This window comes from Methanolobus vulcani (assembly GCF_006546655.1).
Classification (GTDB): domain Archaea; phylum Halobacteriota; class Methanosarcinia; order Methanosarcinales; family Methanosarcinaceae; genus Methanolobus; species Methanolobus vulcani_A.
Genome location: NZ_VIAQ01000011.1, coordinates 43,158 through 62,168, shown reverse-complemented (window position 1 = coordinate 62,168; position 19,011 = coordinate 43,158). Strand labels below are relative to the sequence as shown.

Sequence of the window (19,011 nt, the reverse complement as noted above, 5' to 3'; positions counted from 1 at the left end):
AAATTTAAGACTTATATTTCTTTTTTGAATGAGGAGTTAATGCTCCTCAATAATTTATCTCCGGTTTCCGTGAGATAGTATATCTGAAAATTCTTGTCTCTTCTTGAGTCCACAAGGTCTGCATCTTTCAGGAGTTTCAGGTGGTATGACAGTGCAGAGTGTTTATAGTCTGTGATCTCAACAAGTACGCATACACAAAGCTCGCTTATCTGAAGTGCTTTAAGTATTCGTATTCTGACAGGATCGGACAATACTTTGAAAACAGATACAAGTTTGTCTACATTTTCCTCCATGACAGCATGGACTTCAAGCGTTGTTGCGTCTGGAAGAATGTAAGGTTCCTGAATTATCTTAATTTCCTGATCTGTCATATCCTGATTAATTAGGTTTAATCAATTAATATGTTTTGACTACTCTGGTCAAAAAAATTTGAAAAAGACCTATTTAAGACCTTTTTCTATGAAAAGTGATGCATACTTCTTGTCAGTGCCCTGTATGTGCCCTACAAGCCAGTCTTTCAGGAAATTGAGGATATCGTAGCTGACTCCTGCTTTTCCGTTCTCATAATCATTCTTGAAGGTAAGCACCTTTTCTACGAAATTTTCATGTTCTATTTTGTGTTTCTCGTAGTCCTGATATGCAAAACGTTTCATGTATTTTTCTTCGGTAGAAAAATGGAATTGTGTATACTCAGCCATCTTGTTAATGATATCCAGAGAAACTTCCTTGCTCTTTGCTTCCTTCATTGCATCATGAAGGTCGTTGATCATACCAACAAGGACTTTGTGCTGGTCATCGATTTCTTTGATTTGAAGGCTGTATTTGTCTGACCATGTAATAAGAGCCATAAACTATCACCAGTTAGTAATGAGTATTTTTATATAAATACATTATTATATTTCAAAAACAATGGGGCAATTTTGTAATATTCCTACGCTTGCCATTTTTTATGAATTCAAGCTTATGGTTGCCTACTTTTTACTAGCTGCTGTAGCTAATTTAAGTCCTTCTGCAAAGAGGAATGTAACAAAAGCAACTACAATTGGCATAATCCATTCGGATGGTGAGAGGGCAATTAGCCCGAATGCATCATTCAGTTTTGGAATATACATTACTGACATTGTCGCAAAGAATGTAGCTGTTACTCCGGCTATCATTAATTTGTTATTGAAGATCCCTATGCTGAACACTGATTTATCAAGCGATCTGAATGACAACGGTATGAACAGTATCATACTTACAACAGTAGCAAATGTCAGTGTTCTTGCCATGGTTGTATCAGCTACTGGATCACTTATTTCAAACACAAGATAAGATGCGATTCCCATTACAAAAGCAAGTGTGATCACAAGGAACAGATTTCGCTTTTTAAGGAAATTATCATTAGGGTCCCTTGGAGGCATTGACATTATTCCCGGAGTTGCCGGGTCAAGTCCAAGAGATACGGCAGGCATTATCTCGTTGAACATGTTGATGAAAAGTATCTGCAATGCAAGCAGCGGTATAAGGTCAAAACCAAGGAGACTTATTCCTGCCATGATCAGTATGATCAGCATGAAATTCCTTGATATAAGATATGTTATGAATTTCTCAATGTTATTGTAAATGGTTCTGCCGCCACGCACGGCTTCTACGATAGATGCAAAGTTGTCATCCTGGAGTATCATTACACTGGATTCCTTTGCAACATCTGTTCCTTTGATTCCCATAGCAATGCCGATGTCAGCTTTTTTAAGAGCAGGTGCATCATTCACACCGTCTCCTGTCATGGCAACGATGTGTCCTTTTTTCTGCAGGGCATTTACGATCCTGAGTTTCTGTTCCGGCATTGTCCTGGCGTAAACATTTATGTTCTCAACAAGAATGTCAAACTCTTCATCGTTGAGTTCTTCAAGCTCATCACCTGTGACCGCGCAGTCTTCTACTATTCGACGGAGTTTTTCATCCTCATAGACTCCGCAATCATTTTTGCCATCAAACAGGCCGATATTCCTTCCGATTGCCTTTGCAGTTTCCTGGTTGTCTCCGGTTATCATTATGACTTTGATACCGGCTTTCCTGCACATTTCAACGGCTTCTTTTGCTTCATCTCTTGGAGGATCAATCATGGCTACAAGACCAAGGAATATCATGTCCTTTTCAAAATCTCCGGTGTCTGTCACTTCAGACTCTTCCTTGCAAGTCACAGCCAGTACACGATAAGCAGAACTTGCAAAATCCAGATTCTTGGCCAATATGATCTCCCTGTCATTTTCTGTGAGAGGGACACGCTCTCCATTCTTTTCTATAATGTTACATTGCGGCAGGACAAATTCAGGAGCACCTTTTGTAAATGAGATAAACCCAGTTCCAGTCTTGTGGATAGTTGTCATTATCTTTCTTTCAGAGGTAAACACAATCTCCTCTGTCATCTCATAATCTTTGTCCAGTTCATCCTTCCATAGATCTACTTTTGCAGCGGCAACAGTAAGGGCTATCTCAGTTGGGTCGCCGACAACTTCCCATTTGTCTCCTTTCTTTTCAATGGCAGAATTGTTACAGAGAGTAATTCCCCTGAGAAGATTAAGTGTAGTACCGTCTTTATTTACATCAACAATGTTTCCACGTTTGAGGAAATCTCCTTTAGGAATGTATCCTGACCCGGTGACATCAATCTCTGTCTCGCTGACAAACAGTTTTTCCACTGTCATCTCATTTCGGGTAAGTGTGCCGGTTTTATCCGTGCATATGATCGTGGTTGATCCAAGAGTTTCCACAGCAAGCATTTTTCGGATAATGGCATTGTGTCCTGCCATTTTTTTCATGCCGTATGCCAGGGTTATTGTAAGCGTGAGTGGCAGTCCTTCCGGTACAGCAGCCACAGCAAGGGCTAGTGATATCAGGAGCATATCAGCAAACGGAGCTCCAATGTAGATCCCGATTGCAAATGTAATTGCAGAAGCAAGAACAGCAAGGAATGCAAGTGTCAGGGAGAGTTTTGTGATCTTGACCTGAAGCGGAGTATCTTCATCTTTTGTCTGGATCAGTTTTGCTATTTGCCCTATCTTAGTGTTCATCCCCGTTGAAGTGACAAGAGCCTTGCATTTTCCATGTACTATTTGAGTTCCGGCAAATATGGTTTCGTTTTCTGTTTTACCAACGGGAACGCTTTCTCCTGTCAGGGAGGATTCATCAATTTTAAGGGCAACTGCCTCATATACAAAAGCATCTGCAGGAACTTTATCTCCTGTTTCAAGAACAAGAATATCTCCGGGAACAACATCGATAGTAAGTATCTTTCGAAGGCGTTTATCTCTCAGCACAGTGGTTTCGGATTGCACTATGCTTTTGAGTGCTTCCATGGCTTTTTCTGCCCTGTATTCCTGAACGAATCCAAGTATGATGACAACGGCAATTGTGAACATTATTACCCCGAAGTCAATTGTTTCACCAATTGCAAGGGAAATAACAGCAGCTGCAGCAAGCACCCAGACAATCAGATTCACGAACTGCCCTGCAAATACTTTCAATGCCGTTGTTTTCTTCTTTTCAGTAAGCTCGTTCTTCCCAAAACTTGCTAATCTTTCCTGTGCTTCCTGCTCAGAAAGTCCAGCTCTGGAACTTTTCATTTCAGTGAATAGTTCTTCAGGATCCATGTTTTCCTGTTCCACTCAGTTTCTCCCCTTCATTCCCATTTAATCCTCAGTAACAATTATCAGTAAATATATTCAGCTTTGTTACTATATCTTTTTTAGTCTGTCTGCAAAGTCGGTTGAGATGTAATTATCAGGGCTCATGCAAACGTGAGATGCAAATTCAATCGCAGTTTCTATTATGTCATCCCATTCAGGTTCAGAAATAGTGTGAAGGTCTGTTATTTTCTTTTTATGAAACATATATGCGATACCTGCGTTGAAAGTGTCACCTGCACCAACAGTGCTTATTGTCTTGATTACAGGGACAGCATAGTGTTTGGAATAAGAAGGAGTTCTCAGGTAAACACCACGTGAACTTGCTGTGTAAATAAGTATGTCACATCCTCTCTCGCAGACATAATCATAGGCTTCATCGGAATCGTTGCAGTCTCCAATCATTTTCATATCCTCATTGGAGGCTCTCACAATATCTGCAAATCCTATGTTCTCTGATACCATTGGTCTGATCTTTTCAAGTGAAGAAGAAAGTGAATCCCTGAAATTCGGGTCATAATACATTGTAACGCCGTTGTTCTTCGCAGAATCCAGAATAATTTTCAGTCCGTTTCTGGTTTCTGGATTCAATGCCAGAATTGAGCCGAACATGAGTAAGTCTGTTTGTTCAAATTGCGGAAGCTCAATATCAAGTCGTTTTTCAGGAAAATCTTCATAGAACTCATATTTTGCATCGTTGCGTTCATTTAAAAAAGCAAGTGAGAGGGGTGATTTTCTATTATAATGAAAAAAATGGTTGGTTGCGACTCTATTTTCACTGAGAAAATCTTTAATCAGGCTGCCGACATTGTCCTGCCCGAACTCACTAATAAATGAAACCGGAACTCCTATTCTTCCAAGAGAGACTGAGGTATTAAGCATGGCTCCGCCGGGACAGGATGCTATGATTTTCCCTTCTTTGAAGAGTATATCATAAAAAGTTTCACTGATGGTGTAAACATGTGATATGTTATCATCCGCCGGATTTCAGTTTTAATTATCCGTAATATCGGTTAAAATTCCTATAATATGGGCTACACTTCCATTTTCATCACGAATGAATGTGGTCTTTTCCTCAACGGTTTTGACATGTTCTTTTTTAGTCTTGATCCTGTATTTCTGTGAAAGTCCGCCAGCACCTTCAAGTGCATTTTCCTTCAGTTCCAGAATAATTCTATCGAGGTCATCAGGGTGAACAAGGTCCTTAAAGTTCACTTTTCCTGAAGTAAAATCTTCAGTTTTGTACCCAAATTTCTCAATTGCTGAAGACACAAACTCTACATTTCCGTTTTCTTTGCGTATGAATGCTATTATTCCTGAATTATCAAGAAGCATTTCAAGGGCTTTAACACGAAGCTCCATTATTTCAAGAATGTCTTTTTGCTTTAGAACACATTCCAGTTCAATTTGCTCAGTTTCATCGCTCAGACGGTCCTCTTTCTGATCGTAATTATTGAATTTACCAAACCCGGTGTTCTGACCTATAAGAACCCCTCCATATAATAGTAAATAATAATCTTGTTCAATAATTTAAGTATTTGTTGTCCTTATTATCAGACAGTCGGCTGCTCAGGTACTTTCAATCCTCTTTCTTTGTATCTGATGGACATCTCCAGCAGTATCGGTGAGACAATAATGGAAACAATAACCATGAGGACAATGGCAGAGAACAGTTCATTGCTGATTATCCCGAGTTCTTTTCCAATTGCAATGACAACAAGTTCCACTCCTGCACGTGGCATCATTCCTATTCCGAATATCAGGCTATCCTTTGAACTGTAACCAACCAGTTTTGTGCCTATGAATCCGCCAATGAGCTTGCCTGTAAGTGCAAGTACAATAACAAGAACGGCAAAGGTGCTGGCAGTGTACAGTATTTCTATTTCAACAGAAAGTCCGATAAAAGCAAAGAACAATGGTGTAAAGAATCCATAGGCAATTCCGCTAACCTTTTTCTGTACAGCCTCTATTTTTGCAATTGGGAGGTCAGAGATAAGTACGCCTCCAAAAAATGCACCTATGACTGCATGCAGTCCGAAAGCTTCCGCCATGTATGCACAGAATAAAGCTATCAGTATCACGAAAGAGAAGAGTGCTTCTTTTGTATGCATTTTCTGAATTTGCCCAAAAAGGGCAGGAAATACTTTCCATCCCATAATTGCCATGACAATTGCAAATGCCATTATGTTCCCGCCTATCCGGAGCAGATCAATAACTGATGGCAGGTGTTGAAATGTGACAACTGATATGACAACGGTTAGCAAAAAGAGTCCTATAATATCATCAAAGATCGCTGATGTCAGCATGAGGGAACCCGGCTTGCTGGACAGGTAATCCGTATCAATCAGGGTTTTAACCACTACACTGATGCTTGTAGGACTGAACGCAACTGCCATGAAGAGTGATTCGAGAAAGCTGAATCCATACATGTTCCCGAGCATGAATCCAAATGTAAATGCAAAAAAGATCTGAAAGAACGTAGGGATGAGTGCATTTATTGATGCTGCCTTCAGGTCTTTTACATGTACTTCCCTGTAACCTGCTGTGAACAGCAGGAATATTGCCCCAAGCTCTCCCATGAAAGTAAAAGTCTCAATGTTATCCGGTCTGAATGCCAATGCAAAAAGAAAACCAGCTGCAATTTCCCCGGTTATTCCCGGAAGCCCTGCTCTTTCGCTGACCTCGCTTAGTATCCTTGCCAGTAACAATACAACCATTATCTGGAGGATTGCTTCCATTGGTCATTATCCCCGTAACTCATATATTTTCCTTATCAGGTCTGATTTTGAAACAACACCTTCAAGCTTTTTGTCCTTCACAACACATAGTCGGTCAATGTGATGTTTTATCATAAGGTCTGCAGCTTCGCATAGAGTGGCATCAGGGTCTATAATCATGGGGTGATGCACCATCAACGTCGATGCCTCTTCACTCAAGGCTTTGATAGCCATCAGATGTGTGTGATGATGGCGGTTGCTTCTTTCAAAAAAAAGTAGTTCAAGAATATTGTTCTCGTCAATGACACCAACCAGTTCGCCGTTCGGGTTCACTACGGGATAGCTGTGGTATGGCGTTTTAGTCATCAGCTCCATTATATTCTCGATGGATTCAGTTTCCTTTACCATGGTCATTTCTTTTGACATGACCTCACTGACTATGATATCAGCACAGATATCAGATAATCTGGTTTTATCTCTGGGAACTTCTTCCTCTTCCTGAACTTCCGTTTTGTCCGGTATATCTTTTCCAGTTTCTGTCATACGGGTCAGGAGTTTGAATTTGAAAAAAGATGTTATGAAGCTTGCAGCTTCATGCATCTGGTAAAAAAAGATATTTATTTGATGTAAAGTCCGCACTTGCATGAACCACGGGTTTCAACATCCCTTGATCTTGCAGCACATGGGCAGATAATCTTCTTATCCTGTTCCTTGTCTCCGGTTCTCTTCTGGCAGAAGCAGTACCATTCTCCAAACTCCTTCTTGTTATTGCAAATACCTTTTACGGCAGTTGTAATAACATCCCAGTCAGTGTTGAGTTTGTATCCGGTTGTTTCTGCGTTTTTCTTAGACCTTTCATAAAATTCTGCTTCTAGATCATTTTCGAATCTCATAGTAACACTCTCATATGTTCGAATAAACATTCATTTTCATTAATTTAAGAGTTTGCATTTCCTTTTGCAATTTCGGCAAGTCTGTATCCGATTTCTCTGCAATCTTTCCTGTCTTCTTCATAAGGTCTGAACTTAATCTGCATACTTTCCATAGCAAGCTCAAACTTTGCATCTTCTATCATCTTTTCCATTCCTTTAACTGCACCGCCGCCCCATCCGTAAGAGCCAAACAGGAAGTACTTCTTTCCTTTTGGGTGCAATCCTTTAAGGTATGTCAGGAATCCGGCAGTGGTAAAGAACATTCCATTATTCATTGTTGGGGAACCTATGGCAACAACGGGAGCGTCCATGAGTTCTTTCATAGTCATGCTCCAATCGTTCTTTCTCAGGTGCCTTAGACGGACTTCAACACCTGCGGACCTTGCACCTTCAACAATTTCCATTGCCATTTTCTCAGTGCTTCCCCACATGGTATCATAGATCACAAGCACTTTTGGAACAGTTTCGCCACGTGCCCATTTTCCATACTGGTCAGATATTTCCTTAACTCCACTGCGCCAGATAATTCCATGTGCAGGAGCTATCATCTCCGGTTCAACACCAAGTTCATTAAGACGATCAATGTATTTGAGGACCTGTCCGCCAAAGGGTAGCAGGATGTTAGCGTAGTAAATACCCGCATCTTCCATTACATCATCAACTTCGTCATCAAAGCGTTTGGATGTTGCAATATGTTGCCCGAATGCGTCATTTGAGAAAAGGAGTTTATCTTCTTTCAGATAAGTCTGCATGCTGTCAGGCCAGTGAAGCATTGTTGCCTCAATGAACATCAGTGTCCTTTCACCAAGGCTTAATTCATCACCTGTTTTAACAACATTCAGGTCCCAGTTATCAAAACCTTCTTCCCTGTAATATTCAGAAAGACCTGTCTGTCCTTTTGATGATGAAAACACCTTTGCATCTGGTGCAACTTCCAGTACTGCGGAAATAGAACTTGAATGGTCCATTTCAACGTGGTTGGATATGATATAATCTATCTTTGAAGGATCGATTATCTGACTGATGCGCTTGATCATCTCTCCGGCAAACGGTGCTTTAACCGTGTCAATGAGTGCAATTTTCTCATCAACCACCAGATATGAATTGTAACTTCCACCCTTTGGTGTCTCATATCCGTGGAAGTCGCGCAGATTCCAGTCAACCACGCCTACCCAGTAGATTCCTTTTGTAATTTCAAGTGGTTTGTAATCGTCCATTATCCTGCCTCTATTTTTTACGTCTGCATCCTGAACTGGGTTGCCTCACCGAGCAGTTCATCAATTATCCTGTAGTGTCCTCTCTCGGCAGCTGCAACCTTTTCAAAGAATACTTTTTGTTCTTCATTTTCTGCCCTTTTGGCAAGTTCCATGTAGAAATATTCGCTCTTGTGTTCAAACCGCAGGGCTGCAAGAAGTATTCCAATTTCTTCCAGTTTTTCATCAGAGAATTCTTCACTGAAAGATGCTTCAAACTTAGGATATGTAAATTCTACCTCTGGTATATTCTTGCTTTCCCTGTACTGCTGGAGATATCCCGCATGCTTTTTTTCTTCATCTGCAAGGAATATGTACAATTTGCTTGCAGTCTCATTCTTCATAACAGATGCTTTTTCACTGTAATACGCCATTCCCTCTTCTTCAAGTTCGATAGCAAGACCAATTGCCTCGTCAAGTGACTTAAGATGGTCAAGCTCCTCTGCAATCTCATGTAGTATGTCTTTCATTTTAGATTCCCCTTTAGGAACTTATATTGTCAAAATACAATTTGTCGTTATCTATCTGAACAAAAATAAGACCCACTGTACAAATATTATCTAATTCTGACTTAATATATCTTTCGAGCTTGGTTGCCGTCAATGACTGAGTTAAAATTATATTCCTATGATATAGGCGACTATCCAATGTCTAGAAAACTTTTTATTTGTATTAATACATTAATTTGGTTATATTTCATCTGTTAGTTCTTTTCAACAAAATCACTTTCATAGAGGTAGATGAATGGACAAAATAAAAATCGCAATTGCTGGTATTGGTAATTGTGCAAGTTCCCTTATTCAGGGTATTGAATACTACAAAAACAAGAATGAGGAAGATGCAACAGGGTTAATGCACTGGGATATAGGCGGATATAAGCCTTCAGATCTCGAAGTGGTAGCTGCTTTTGATATAGACGAGAGGAAAGTTGGCAAAGATGTCTCAGAAGCAATTTTTGCACCACCTAACTGTACAGCGGTTTTCTGTCCGGAAGTTCCACCTACGGGTACCATTGTAAAAATGGGCTGTATTCTTGACGGCGTGTCAGAGCATATGGTCAACTATAAAGATAACAGGCGTTTCATTTCTTCTGAGGAAGCAGAATTAACAAAAGAGCAGGTAGTAAAGGAATTACAGGATTCCGGCGCAGAAATTTTGCTGAACTATATGCCAGTTGGTTCTGAGGAAGCAACTCGCTTCTATGCAGAATGCGCACTTGAAGCAGGAGTTGCATTCATAAATAACATGCCTGTTTTCATCGTAAGTAATCCGGAGTGGGCTGCAAAATTCGAGGAAAAGGGAATCCCTATCATTGGTGATGACATAAAGGCCCAGCTAGGTGCAACAATCACTCACAGGACTCTTGCAGATCTTTTCCGCAAACGTGGTGTGAAACTGGAAAGAACTTACCAGCTCAACACCGGTGGAAACACTGACTTTCTGAATATGCTTAACAGGGACAGACTTGCTTCCAAGAAGGAATCCAAGACCGAGGCTGTGCAGTCAGTTGTTGGCCAAAGAATGGATGATGATAATATCCATGTAGGTCCAAGCGACTATGTTCCATGGCAGAACGATAACAAGTTATGCTTCCTGAGGATGGAAGGTAAACTATTCGGTGATGTTCCAATGAATATCGAGCTTCGCCTTTCAGTTGAAGATTCTCCTAACTCTGCCGGAGTTGTCATTGATGCGGTCAGGTGCTGCAAACTTGCGCTTGACAGGGGCATTGGTGGAATTCTTTACTCGCCATCATCATATTTCATGAAACATCCACCAAAGCAGTTCACAGATGATGAAGCTCATGCGATGACAGATGCTTTCATCAAAGGTGAGCGCGACAACTGATTAAGGTATAAATCTATGGACTTTGCTGCCACTGGAAAAAAACGCCGTATATTTGGTGTTGATTTCAGTGGTGCAAAAGATTCCTGTAAAAAAATATGGGTGAGCAGCGGCAGATCGGTTGGCAGTACTCTGCATATAGAGGATTGTTACAGGCTGGCAGACCAAATGGGTTCTGGTTCCAGTTCCCGTTCAGGAAGAGATGAATGCTTTTCAGCACTTAGATCATTGATCGTACGGGAAAATGATGCTGTTTTTGGAATAGATCTTTCTTTTTCCCTGCCAGAACATCTAATGGAATATGACTGGGAGAGCTTTATTGAATCATTCTCTTCAAAGTATCCTTCTGCTGAGCAGTTCCGTGAATCCTGTCGTGACAGGGCCGGTGGGAAAGAACTGAAACGTACATCTGAGATCAAAGCAAAAGTTCCCTTTTCAGTATATAATCTCAGGCTTTATCGGCAGACCTATTTTGGAATAAGGGACGTAATATCTCCTCTTGTGAATGATGGTCTTGTATGTGTCCTTCCAATGCAGGAAGCAAAGGACGGGAAACCGTGGCTCATAGAGATATGCCCTGCTTGCAGGCTGAAAAAAGAGGATATGTATATTCAATATAAAGGTAAGACCGACGACAGACGCAATGCCCGTCGTAGAATACTTGAATATTTTATGAACAAGGGCCTTGTGATCTCTTCCTCATTACAGAAACTGATCGTTGCTGACACTGAAGGTGATGCCCTTGACAGCATCATTGCAACGTATTCCACTTTCATATCGCTTTCCCGACTGAGTGAGATACCAGACACTTCACCGGAAAATTACGCGATAGAAGGCTACACTTTTTTCTGAAACATGCTGCACTGAAATCACCATGTGTCAGATTCGTCGTTTGTTTATGAATTATGGTTATTAATCCTTGCCAACGCCAAGTATATCATAAAGTTCATCAGGACTATTAATAACTGTAATATTTTCCATCTGGGCGAGTTTCTTTGCATTGGAAACGTCTACTTCACGCATCTTCAGTTCCATTACGCGTCCTTCAGGAGATACTGTTTTGACAGTTCCCATCTCTCTGTCAACTGGCAGTACATATATTGGTGTGCTACCTTTTGCAGTCTGTGATACGACATTTGTGACAAGGGTATCTCCAATTCCACATACGATTTTTGCAACACTGTTAGATGTCATCGGAGCAATGATTAGTGCATCATAGTATCCAACCTGAAGAGGACCTGCGATAAATGGTGAATTTGGTCCGCCTTCTGTTTTGAAATTAGGGAAATCCTTCTGGATATCGTTCCACATGTGGTACCATTTCATAACGGTCTCTCCTTCCTTTGAAAGGAAAACCATTATCTGCAGATCTGTCTTGTTTTTGATATCCACCATTGTTTCATACGTTTCTTTGATCAGGTCTCCTGATCCGGTAATTCCCCATGCTATCCTTTTCATGATCTATGCCTTCTGTTATTGTTTTAATATCCTATCAGTGATTCCTTGTTAATCTCACTGTCAGGTATTTTCATCGTTTGAAGCAGTTCCGCCATTGCGTCAACCATGGCCGGCGGTCCGCATACGTAGAATGTTCTTTCATAATAATCAGGTAATTCCCTGAGAATAAGGTTTTCACAGATGCGCTCCCTGCACCCTGTCCAGTTTTCAGAGGCTCTGGTGAGTGTGTTGAATACCTTGAGATTAGGATTTTGTATTTGCATTTCCTCAAGTTCTTTTGTGAATATCATGTCCTCTTCGGTTCTGTTACTACATATCAGCATGATATCCGTATCGAGTTTCATATCAGTGCAATATTTACAGATACTTATCATTGGTGTGATGCCAATGCCACCACTGAGAAGTGCTATTTTATCACGTTCACCCTCTAATGTCAGTTTTCCAAATGGACCTTTTATAGTTGCTTTGTCTCCGGGAACCATGGAATCGAGCATGTTTGAGAACTCATGTCCTGTGAGTTTTTTTGTAAATTCAATATGATCTTTTTCAGTGGGGCTGCTGGAGAGCGTAAAGGGTTTACCCATCTTTTTCTCTCCGTCTTTTAATGTGATTGTCACATATTGTCCTGCTTTGTAATCAAAATCATCCGGCCTATTGAACCTGAAACTCTTTACGTTGTACGTCCGTTTTATAATCTCAGTAACAGGTTCTTCAAATTCCAGACTTACTCCTCCTTACGCAGGTCTTTTGTTGCGATGGCAGTTTTCATGAGTTTGTTCATGGTTCTGTGCAGACTTCTGATACCTTCCGAATCTTCTGCAGCACCTTCGGCACCTCTGTCCTGTGACCAGAAAGTACCCCCAAGGTTTGATCCGAATGATCCACCTGCAACAGGTATCATTTCACTGATAACGTAAAAATTAAGAATATTCTGTATGGCTGGTTCCTGTCCTCCGATCCTGTCTCCTCCGACAGCGGCGGCGGCACCAACCTTATTCATAAAGGACTTTGGATTGCGTGCAACGACTGCGCGGCACCTGTCCATTATAGTTTTAGTCTGGGCACTTAATGTACCCTGGTATACAGGAGTGCCAATAATCCATGCGTCTGCCCAGAGCATTTTATCGTAGAGTTCCACAAGGTCATCTTTGTGAATACAGCCTTCTTTCTTGCGTACACAGAAGTCACAGTGGATGCAGAATTTCATCTCTTTGCCGCGGGCAGAGAAATATTCTATTTCAGCGCCGTATTTTTCCTGCGCGAATCTGAGGGCTTCATTTACAATGTAATCCGTGGATTTCTTCCTGGGGCTTCCAGAGATGCCCAGCAGGCGAATACTTCGGTCGTCGGACATGGTGGCACTCCGTTGTTGTTTATTCCAGTGTAATTGCTTCCTGTGGGCAGGCATCAACACAATTACCGCATTCCACACAGTCGTCAGGACGTGCGATAACGGATTTTAAATCTCCGTTTGCGTCTTCCTGTATCTCAATTACGTCTGTTGGGCATGATTCTGCACATGCGCCGATTCCTTCACATTTGTTTAAATCTACTTCTGGTGGCATTTTTGTTTTCCTCCGTTATTTTCTTTTTAAGATGTACATCGTAATTCCAAGAACCATTGCAGCAGCAAATGCACCAAATCCTGGTGTGCTTGTACTGTCTGATTCAGGTTGGGTTCTTTCATCAGCAGGCGTTGACGGGTCGTAAATGATCGCAGATATTTCGTTCATGTCAACAACCGGTACCTCTATCTCATCCCCAAGAAGACTTTCAATCATGTCCTGCGGAGCTGATCTGTATTTCAGTGTACTTTGCACTGTCAGAGGATATGCTGCATTTTCAGGCATGACAAACGAGTGTTGCTCTGTTGCAGTTTCCTTTGGAGCAATCCTGTTGTCCTCAAGGACACTTTCAGCAAGCCAGAAACTCTTTGTTTCCTCACCTTCACTATCTGCCAGCACATTATTATACAACATCTTTGCATCGATGATATTTCCATTAGCATCAAGGCTTCCGGCATTGTATATTATGTCCCCGTTAGCATCAGTGACTGTAAGTTCCAGCCACATTTCCCTTATTTCGGAAACTCCTGTAGGGATATTATGTCCGGCTCCAGAGTTTGTGATGGATACATCAATTGTGACTTCATCTCCTATGGATGCGGTTTCCGGTGCTGACAATTCCATTGTCGTGGCTTTTTGCAGTCTTTCAATCGCCATTTCAGCTACGCTTTCAGCACCAAACATTGGTGGTATCAGAGTATTGGCACCCACAATATCATGTGATGAAATATGATCTCTTTTTGGAGCACCTGATGCTGCACGTCCTGGATTTGCCTCAAAATCGGTTATGCCTTCTGTCATGTGACAGTCCTGGCATACAACATCATCTTCAGCATACTGGCTATCTTTCCAGGTAGAATATGTATCGTCAATAACAAGCCCGTTAACAGGGTTGACTACCTGGTGACACATTCCACAGTATTCTGACTGAGTAAAAAGCTCCAGGTATTCGGACTCGTGGTAGTTTCCTCTTGCATCATCTAATGGTCCCCATTTTGTATCTCCCGGGGTCACTGTGAACGGTGCATTTCCTGTACCATTACTTTCGGATACTACGTGACAGAAATCACATTGGACTCCAAGTTTGGCAATATCGGACATTTCAGAACCATCAATAGGTGGTATTTCACCACTGACAACTCCTATGGGTGTGTGACAGCGTGAACAGAATTCATCCAATGCACCATCTGTGTCTTCGCTTGCGGCATCGACTTCTTCAAGGTAGAACGGGTCCAGGTATGCATTAAAGTGCATTGTTCCTTCCCAATCAGCGTAAATTATTGCATGGCATTGCCTGCATTTGCTCTCATAGGCAAAATCATCCGAACTATATTCTCCAGCCTGCGTTGGCGGTGTTGCAGTTACCACAGTTCCTGAACTGAGCAGTATGAGTAATGCTACCAAAACCAGACCTAGCTTAACAACTATCCCCCTCATGTCCTCTCCTCCAAATGATTGCTTACATATAATGCTTAAACACCGTCTATCTGGAACAATGCAAAGCAAAATTAATGTAAAAAGGGATAAAATCCCTTATTTTCCTGATTACTTAAGTTGCTTTAATGCATCTCTGCATGCAGCAACCGCAGGAGCTCCGGATGTGATGAATATTACATCCATTACTTCCATTATCTCTTCCTTTGTTGCCCCGTTCTTCAGTGCGCTCTTCATCTGTGATATTACACAGGCTTCACACTGTTTGGACGCAACAACAGCAAGTGCTATGAGTATCTTTGTTTTTGCCGAAAGTGCTCCATCTTTGAGCAGCCGGTGGTTACACATATTGTATTTGTGTACAAATTCAGGTTCAAGTTCCCCGAGTGTTTCTAATATCTGTGGTGTGAATCCCAACTTATCGGTCATATCATCAATAATCTCTCTATGTCCACATCCTTTACCGCTTCCATCTCCGCACATATCTCTTCTCCTCCCATTTATTAATAAAATCAGGAATGTTGCCATCCCGATTAATCGAATGCGTCTTCAATTGTCTGTTCAAAACAGTATTTGCAAAGAATCCTTGGCAATCCTTTTTGAAGCCTCTCAACGTGAGGTGGCTGTCCTACGGATACGGGGAGTTCAAGTTCCTTGCAGTGATCGCTACAGAGGCCTTTTCCACAGGCAATACAGATGGATGTTGCTTCTGTATCTTTTCCCTCTTCCATGCAGTCATAACATTTCATCATGATATCACCTAGTAGTTCTCCTTCAGGGCTTCATGACATGGTACACAGAGCACTTTCTTCCAGTGCTGTACATCCTTGTAGTCACAGGAAATTCCCATTCCGCATTTCAGCTTTATGCTGTATTCACCTTCCCATACAGGTGTTTCTTCTCTTACAAGGTGGTCCTTGCAAACTCCTCTCCCGCAGATTATGCAGACAGCAACAGTGTCACTGTCTTTTCCATTTTTTGCACATTCAAAGCATTTCATGACGATCACTCTGTCAATATGTTGTTTGTTCGCAAATATTTCTGTTCGTCATTTCTGCAGATGCTAATTAATAAGTTGCATAATATTGATATGTACAGGTGTATGTATCAATATCCCCCGCAGATATGATAATAATTCTTCTAACGTTACCGGATATATCTGTAACGGTGAATCTACAATTTTTTACAAGACTGTACGCCCAAATATCTTTACTTGAAAAGCTTGCCCCATACAAAACATGTTTCAGACGCAATCAGGAATCTAAAGAATTCAGTATATTTCGACTCTGTAGAAATCTTCTATTATCAGACAAGTTTGACAGTTTTTGATTATTATGTATCTATATATGTTGTATGCTATTGAGCAGTTACTGTCAGTTTATCTTGTTTGATGCGTTTTGGGATCGGTATCTCTCATAGGGCTGAAATGAAGCAGATGCAAAAACCTGCAAAATGAATTATTCACTTTTGCGCTTTCTCCACATATAAATCAGGATTAGAACCAGGATAATAAGAAGCGGGAGCGCAAGATAATACAGCAGAGTTGCAATTAATATAATTACTATAAACAAGAGATAGGATACAGCGTTAGTTAAACTGGATACTGTCCTTGAAATAAAAGTAATTTTGTCATTGCGGGTGTATCCTTTCGAATCGGTTTTGATAAGCAGTGCATCTTCTCCACCACCTCCGTACGAATTAGTTGCTCCAGTCATTATATATCCGCCGTCGGTGGTCTGCCGGACGGAAAATCCCCGGTCTTCTCCGTCACCGCCAAATATGCGATCCCATTCCTTATTCCCTTCAGAATCGGTTTTGATAAGTACCATGCTACAGGGAATCCACCCATCACCTCCACCGTAGCCGGCTATGATATAACCTCCGTCGGTGGTTTGTCTGACGGATGTCCCTTTCCCGGAACCGGCTAATTTCCTGCTCCATTCTTCGTTCCCTTCGGAATCGGTCTTGGTAAGTTTGATATCATAACCGCTCCCGGCTATGATGTAACCTCCATCCGCCGTCTGTCTGGCATCTTCCCCTTCAATTTCCTTTATCCATTCTTCATTCCCTTTAGAATCGGTTTTTACAAGCCAGTCTCCTCCGATAATATAACCGCCATCAGTGGTCTGCTGCACGGATCTGCCATTTTGATATCCTCCTCTTCCAAATACCCGATCCCATTCTTTGATACCGGATGAATTGGTTTTAATGAGCCAGATATTTTCCCCGGCTCCGTAAGAGGATGTAGAACCTGCAACAATATAACCGCCATCTGTTGTCTGCTCGACGGAATAACCTATATCATTTTTATCCCCGCCGAATGTGGTATTCCATTCCATATTCCCAGAGGCATCGGTCTTGATGAGCCAGACATCACGCTCATCTCCCGTATAACAACCGGTTATGATGTACCCACCGTCGGATGTCTGTCTGACGGATTGTCCGGTGTCATCGTTACTGGCATTAAAAACCTTCAACCATTCAAAAGTTCCATCTTCAGCGGTTTTAATCAGGCAGGCACCTTCAATGAGATGAAATTCCCCGCCTGCTTCCCAGTGTTTATGGTAGTAGCCGGTTAGTACGTAGCCTCCGTCAGAGGTTTGCTCAACGCAATAGCCTCCAACAGCATCATTTGACTCTCCAAAAAGAACTTTTTCCCATCTGTCCTGTGACTCTCCGGATGCTACGCTGGCTGCAATAATCGAAAACAGGAAGATGACAAATACAGCCATGCCGATTTTCCCTGCTGTGGGCAATGTAACTTTTTTACACATAACATCCCTTTTGGTTGAATTGTACTGCCATGTAAATTAGTTACTAAGATTTATGAACAAGTATAAGAAGTAATCGGGATCAACGAAAAAGCGATCTATTAATCGTTATACGTCCTATGTTCTTATTCAGGAAAAGAAATCAGAAAGTGAAAATCCCTCCAAACGGAATAACTTATATGATGATGTTCACCCCGGCGGTAAAAATTAATGTAAATTATTCTGTTTTCCAGGCAATATGTGCAGTTTGTTCGAAAAAACTAAATACTTCATAACAGGCATTTTCCGGGTCATAAAAATGCCTGCTTTTCCTGCCGAATCAAACCAACAAAGTTTTAAATATGTATAGATACCTGAATAGGAACACACTTTACAGGAGGATTCAAATGACATTTGGAATTGAATTTGTACCAAGCGACCCGGTTTTAAAAATAGCTCACTATGCAAAACTTGCTGAACAGCAGGGCTTTGACAACGTATGGATCACAGACCACTACAACAACCGTGATGTCTATTCTACCTTAACCGTGCTTGCAATGAACACAAACAGTATCAAGCTCGGAACAGGTGTAACAAACCCATACACAAGAAATGCAGCTATTACAGCATCAAGCATCGCTTCAGTTAATGAAATTTCAGGCGGCCGTGCAATTCTCGGTCTCGGTCCTGGAGACAAGGCAACCTTCGATGCAATGGGCATCTCATGGGACAAGCCACTCACAACAACAAAGGAAAGCATCCAGGCAATCCGTAGCTTCATCGCAGGAGATAAAGTAACTATGGATGGCGACATGGTCAAGTTCGGTGGTGCCAAGATGGCATTCAAGGGTGGAAATGTACCTATCTACATGGGTGCACAGGGTCCAAAGATGCTCGAGCTCGCAGGAGAGGTATCAGACGGTGTACTGATCAACGCATCACACCCAAAGGACTTCGAAGTAGCTGTTAAGCAGATCGCAGCAGGTGCAAAGAAGGCAGGCCGTGACCCTAAGGAAGTTGACGTAGCAGCATACGCATGCTTCTCAATTGACAAGGACGCTGCAAAGGCAAAGAGCGCAGCACAGATTGTAGTTGCATTCATCGTTGCTGGTTCCCCTGACATGGTACTTGAACGCCATGGAATTGACCCGGCAGCAAAGGCAGATATCGGTGGCGCTATCGCAAAGGGTGACTTCGGTGCACTCATGGGCGGCATGGTCACAGATGGCATGATGGAAGCATTCTCTATCAGTGGAACACCAGATGACTGTAAGGCAAGAATCAACGAGCTTCTTGACATCGGTGTAACACAGATTGTTGCTGGTTCCCCAATCGGACCAAACAAAGAGAAAGCTATCAAGCTCATCGGTAAAGAAATCATTGGATAAA

Annotated in this window: 22 protein-coding genes; 3 read left to right on the top strand and 19 right to left on the bottom strand. The window is 41.7% G+C overall.

All coding sequences use genetic code 11. The features are described from left to right. Positions 1–11: 11 nt before the first annotated feature. The 10 genes from FKV42_RS04425 to FKV42_RS04380 all read right to left on the bottom strand — a co-directional run bounded on the left by FKV42_RS04425 (position 12) and on the right by FKV42_RS04380 (position 9,040). Positions 12–371, bottom strand: a complete 360-nt coding sequence (locus FKV42_RS04425; RefSeq protein ID WP_154809040.1) for an ArsR/SmtB family transcription factor — start codon at positions 369–371, stop codon at positions 12–14. A gap of 69 nt (positions 372–440) precedes the next feature. Further along, entirely contained in the window at positions 441–848 is a 408-nt protein-coding gene (locus tag FKV42_RS04420) for a bacteriohemerythrin (RefSeq protein ID WP_154809039.1), read from the bottom strand. Between the two features lie 123 nt (positions 849–971). Beyond that, on the bottom strand, positions 972–3,650 hold the full coding sequence (locus FKV42_RS04415) for a cation-translocating P-type ATPase (RefSeq protein WP_230375494.1): 2,679 nt from the start codon (positions 3,648–3,650) through the stop codon (positions 972–974). A 69-nt stretch (positions 3,651–3,719) separates the two neighbouring features. Then, positions 3,720–4,574, bottom strand: a complete 855-nt coding sequence (locus FKV42_RS04410; protein WP_268865965.1) for a PfkB family carbohydrate kinase — start codon at positions 4,572–4,574, stop codon at positions 3,720–3,722. An 87-nt stretch (positions 4,575–4,661) separates the two neighbouring features. After that, entirely contained in the window at positions 4,662–5,030 is a 369-nt protein-coding gene (locus tag FKV42_RS04405) for a PAS domain-containing protein (protein ID WP_154809037.1), read from the bottom strand. A gap of 191 nt (positions 5,031–5,221) precedes the next feature. Further along, positions 5,222–6,406, bottom strand: coding sequence for a cation:proton antiporter (locus FKV42_RS04400; RefSeq protein WP_154809036.1), 1,185 nt, complete (start codon positions 6,404–6,406; stop codon positions 5,222–5,224). Positions 6,407–6,412: 6 nt separating this feature from the next. Next, complete coding sequence (locus FKV42_RS04395) at positions 6,413–6,985, bottom strand: CBS domain-containing protein (protein WP_196214047.1); 573 nt, start codon at positions 6,983–6,985, stop codon at positions 6,413–6,415. 17 nt (positions 6,986–7,002) lie between these two features. Further along, positions 7,003–7,278, bottom strand: coding sequence for a ferredoxin-thioredoxin reductase catalytic domain-containing protein (locus FKV42_RS04390; protein ID WP_154809034.1), 276 nt, complete (start codon positions 7,276–7,278; stop codon positions 7,003–7,005). Positions 7,279–7,322: 44 nt separating this feature from the next. Then, on the bottom strand, positions 7,323–8,534 hold the full coding sequence (locus tag FKV42_RS04385; protein ID WP_154809033.1) for an FprA family A-type flavoprotein: 1,212 nt from the start codon (positions 8,532–8,534) through the stop codon (positions 7,323–7,325). Positions 8,535–8,551: 17 nt separating this feature from the next. Beyond that, a complete protein-coding gene (locus tag FKV42_RS04380) occupies positions 8,552–9,040 on the bottom strand; it encodes a ferritin family protein (RefSeq protein ID WP_154809032.1) in 489 nt (162 codons plus the stop codon). A gap of 274 nt (positions 9,041–9,314) precedes the next feature. On the opposite strand from FKV42_RS04380, the gene FKV42_RS04375 reads away from it, so the two are divergent. Further along, the gene (locus tag FKV42_RS04375; RefSeq protein WP_154809031.1) at positions 9,315–10,418 is read left to right on the top strand and encodes an inositol-3-phosphate synthase; all 1,104 of its coding nucleotides are present in this window, start codon (positions 9,315–9,317) and stop codon (positions 10,416–10,418) included. A 15-nt stretch (positions 10,419–10,433) separates the two neighbouring features. Further along, the gene (locus FKV42_RS04370) at positions 10,434–11,267 is read left to right on the top strand and encodes a DUF429 domain-containing protein (RefSeq protein WP_154809030.1); all 834 of its coding nucleotides are present in this window, start codon (positions 10,434–10,436) and stop codon (positions 11,265–11,267) included. A gap of 60 nt (positions 11,268–11,327) precedes the next feature. Here FKV42_RS04370 and afpA read toward each other — a convergent pair whose 3' ends face one another. From afpA to FKV42_RS04325, 9 genes are all read right to left on the bottom strand, one after another. Further along, positions 11,328–11,873 carry an archaeoflavoprotein AfpA gene (afpA, locus tag FKV42_RS04365; RefSeq protein WP_154809029.1) on the bottom strand — a complete coding sequence of 182 codons (546 nt, stop codon included), beginning with the start codon at positions 11,871–11,873 and terminating at the stop codon, positions 11,328–11,330. 23 nt (positions 11,874–11,896) lie between these two features. Continuing rightward, positions 11,897–12,565: a ferredoxin--NADP reductase gene (locus FKV42_RS04360; RefSeq protein WP_328287506.1), complete on the bottom strand. Its 669-nt coding sequence runs from the start codon at positions 12,563–12,565 to the stop codon at positions 11,897–11,899. A 32-nt stretch (positions 12,566–12,597) separates the two neighbouring features. After that, positions 12,598–13,227 (bottom strand): flavodoxin family protein, encoded by a 630-nt coding sequence (locus FKV42_RS04355; RefSeq protein ID WP_154809027.1) that lies wholly within the window; start codon positions 13,225–13,227, stop codon positions 12,598–12,600. Between the two features lie 19 nt (positions 13,228–13,246). After that, complete coding sequence (locus FKV42_RS04350) at positions 13,247–13,438, bottom strand: 4Fe-4S dicluster domain-containing protein (RefSeq protein WP_154809026.1); 192 nt, start codon at positions 13,436–13,438, stop codon at positions 13,247–13,249. A 15-nt stretch (positions 13,439–13,453) separates the two neighbouring features. Next, entirely contained in the window at positions 13,454–14,875 is a 1,422-nt protein-coding gene (locus FKV42_RS04345) for a multiheme c-type cytochrome (RefSeq protein ID WP_154809025.1), read from the bottom strand. A gap of 108 nt (positions 14,876–14,983) precedes the next feature. After that, positions 14,984–15,301 carry a carboxymuconolactone decarboxylase family protein gene (locus FKV42_RS04340; protein WP_394348043.1) on the bottom strand — a complete coding sequence of 106 codons (318 nt, stop codon included), beginning with the start codon at positions 15,299–15,301 and terminating at the stop codon, positions 14,984–14,986. A gap of 104 nt (positions 15,302–15,405) precedes the next feature. Then, entirely contained in the window at positions 15,406–15,624 is a 219-nt protein-coding gene (locus tag FKV42_RS04335) for a DUF2180 family protein (RefSeq protein ID WP_154809023.1), read from the bottom strand. Positions 15,625–15,632: 8 nt separating this feature from the next. After that, positions 15,633–15,872 carry a DUF2180 family protein gene (locus tag FKV42_RS04330; RefSeq protein ID WP_154809022.1) on the bottom strand — a complete coding sequence of 80 codons (240 nt, stop codon included), beginning with the start codon at positions 15,870–15,872 and terminating at the stop codon, positions 15,633–15,635. 457 nt (positions 15,873–16,329) lie between these two features. Continuing rightward, positions 16,330–17,646 carry a hypothetical protein gene (locus FKV42_RS04325; RefSeq protein WP_154809021.1) on the bottom strand — a complete coding sequence of 439 codons (1,317 nt, stop codon included), beginning with the start codon at positions 17,644–17,646 and terminating at the stop codon, positions 16,330–16,332. Between the two features lie 383 nt (positions 17,647–18,029). Between FKV42_RS04325 and mer the strand changes: the two genes are divergently transcribed. Further along, positions 18,030–19,010 carry a 5,10-methylenetetrahydromethanopterin reductase gene (mer, locus tag FKV42_RS04320; protein WP_154809020.1) on the top strand — a complete coding sequence of 327 codons (981 nt, stop codon included), beginning with the start codon at positions 18,030–18,032 and terminating at the stop codon, positions 19,008–19,010. The last annotated feature ends 1 nt before the right edge of the window (position 19,011 follow it).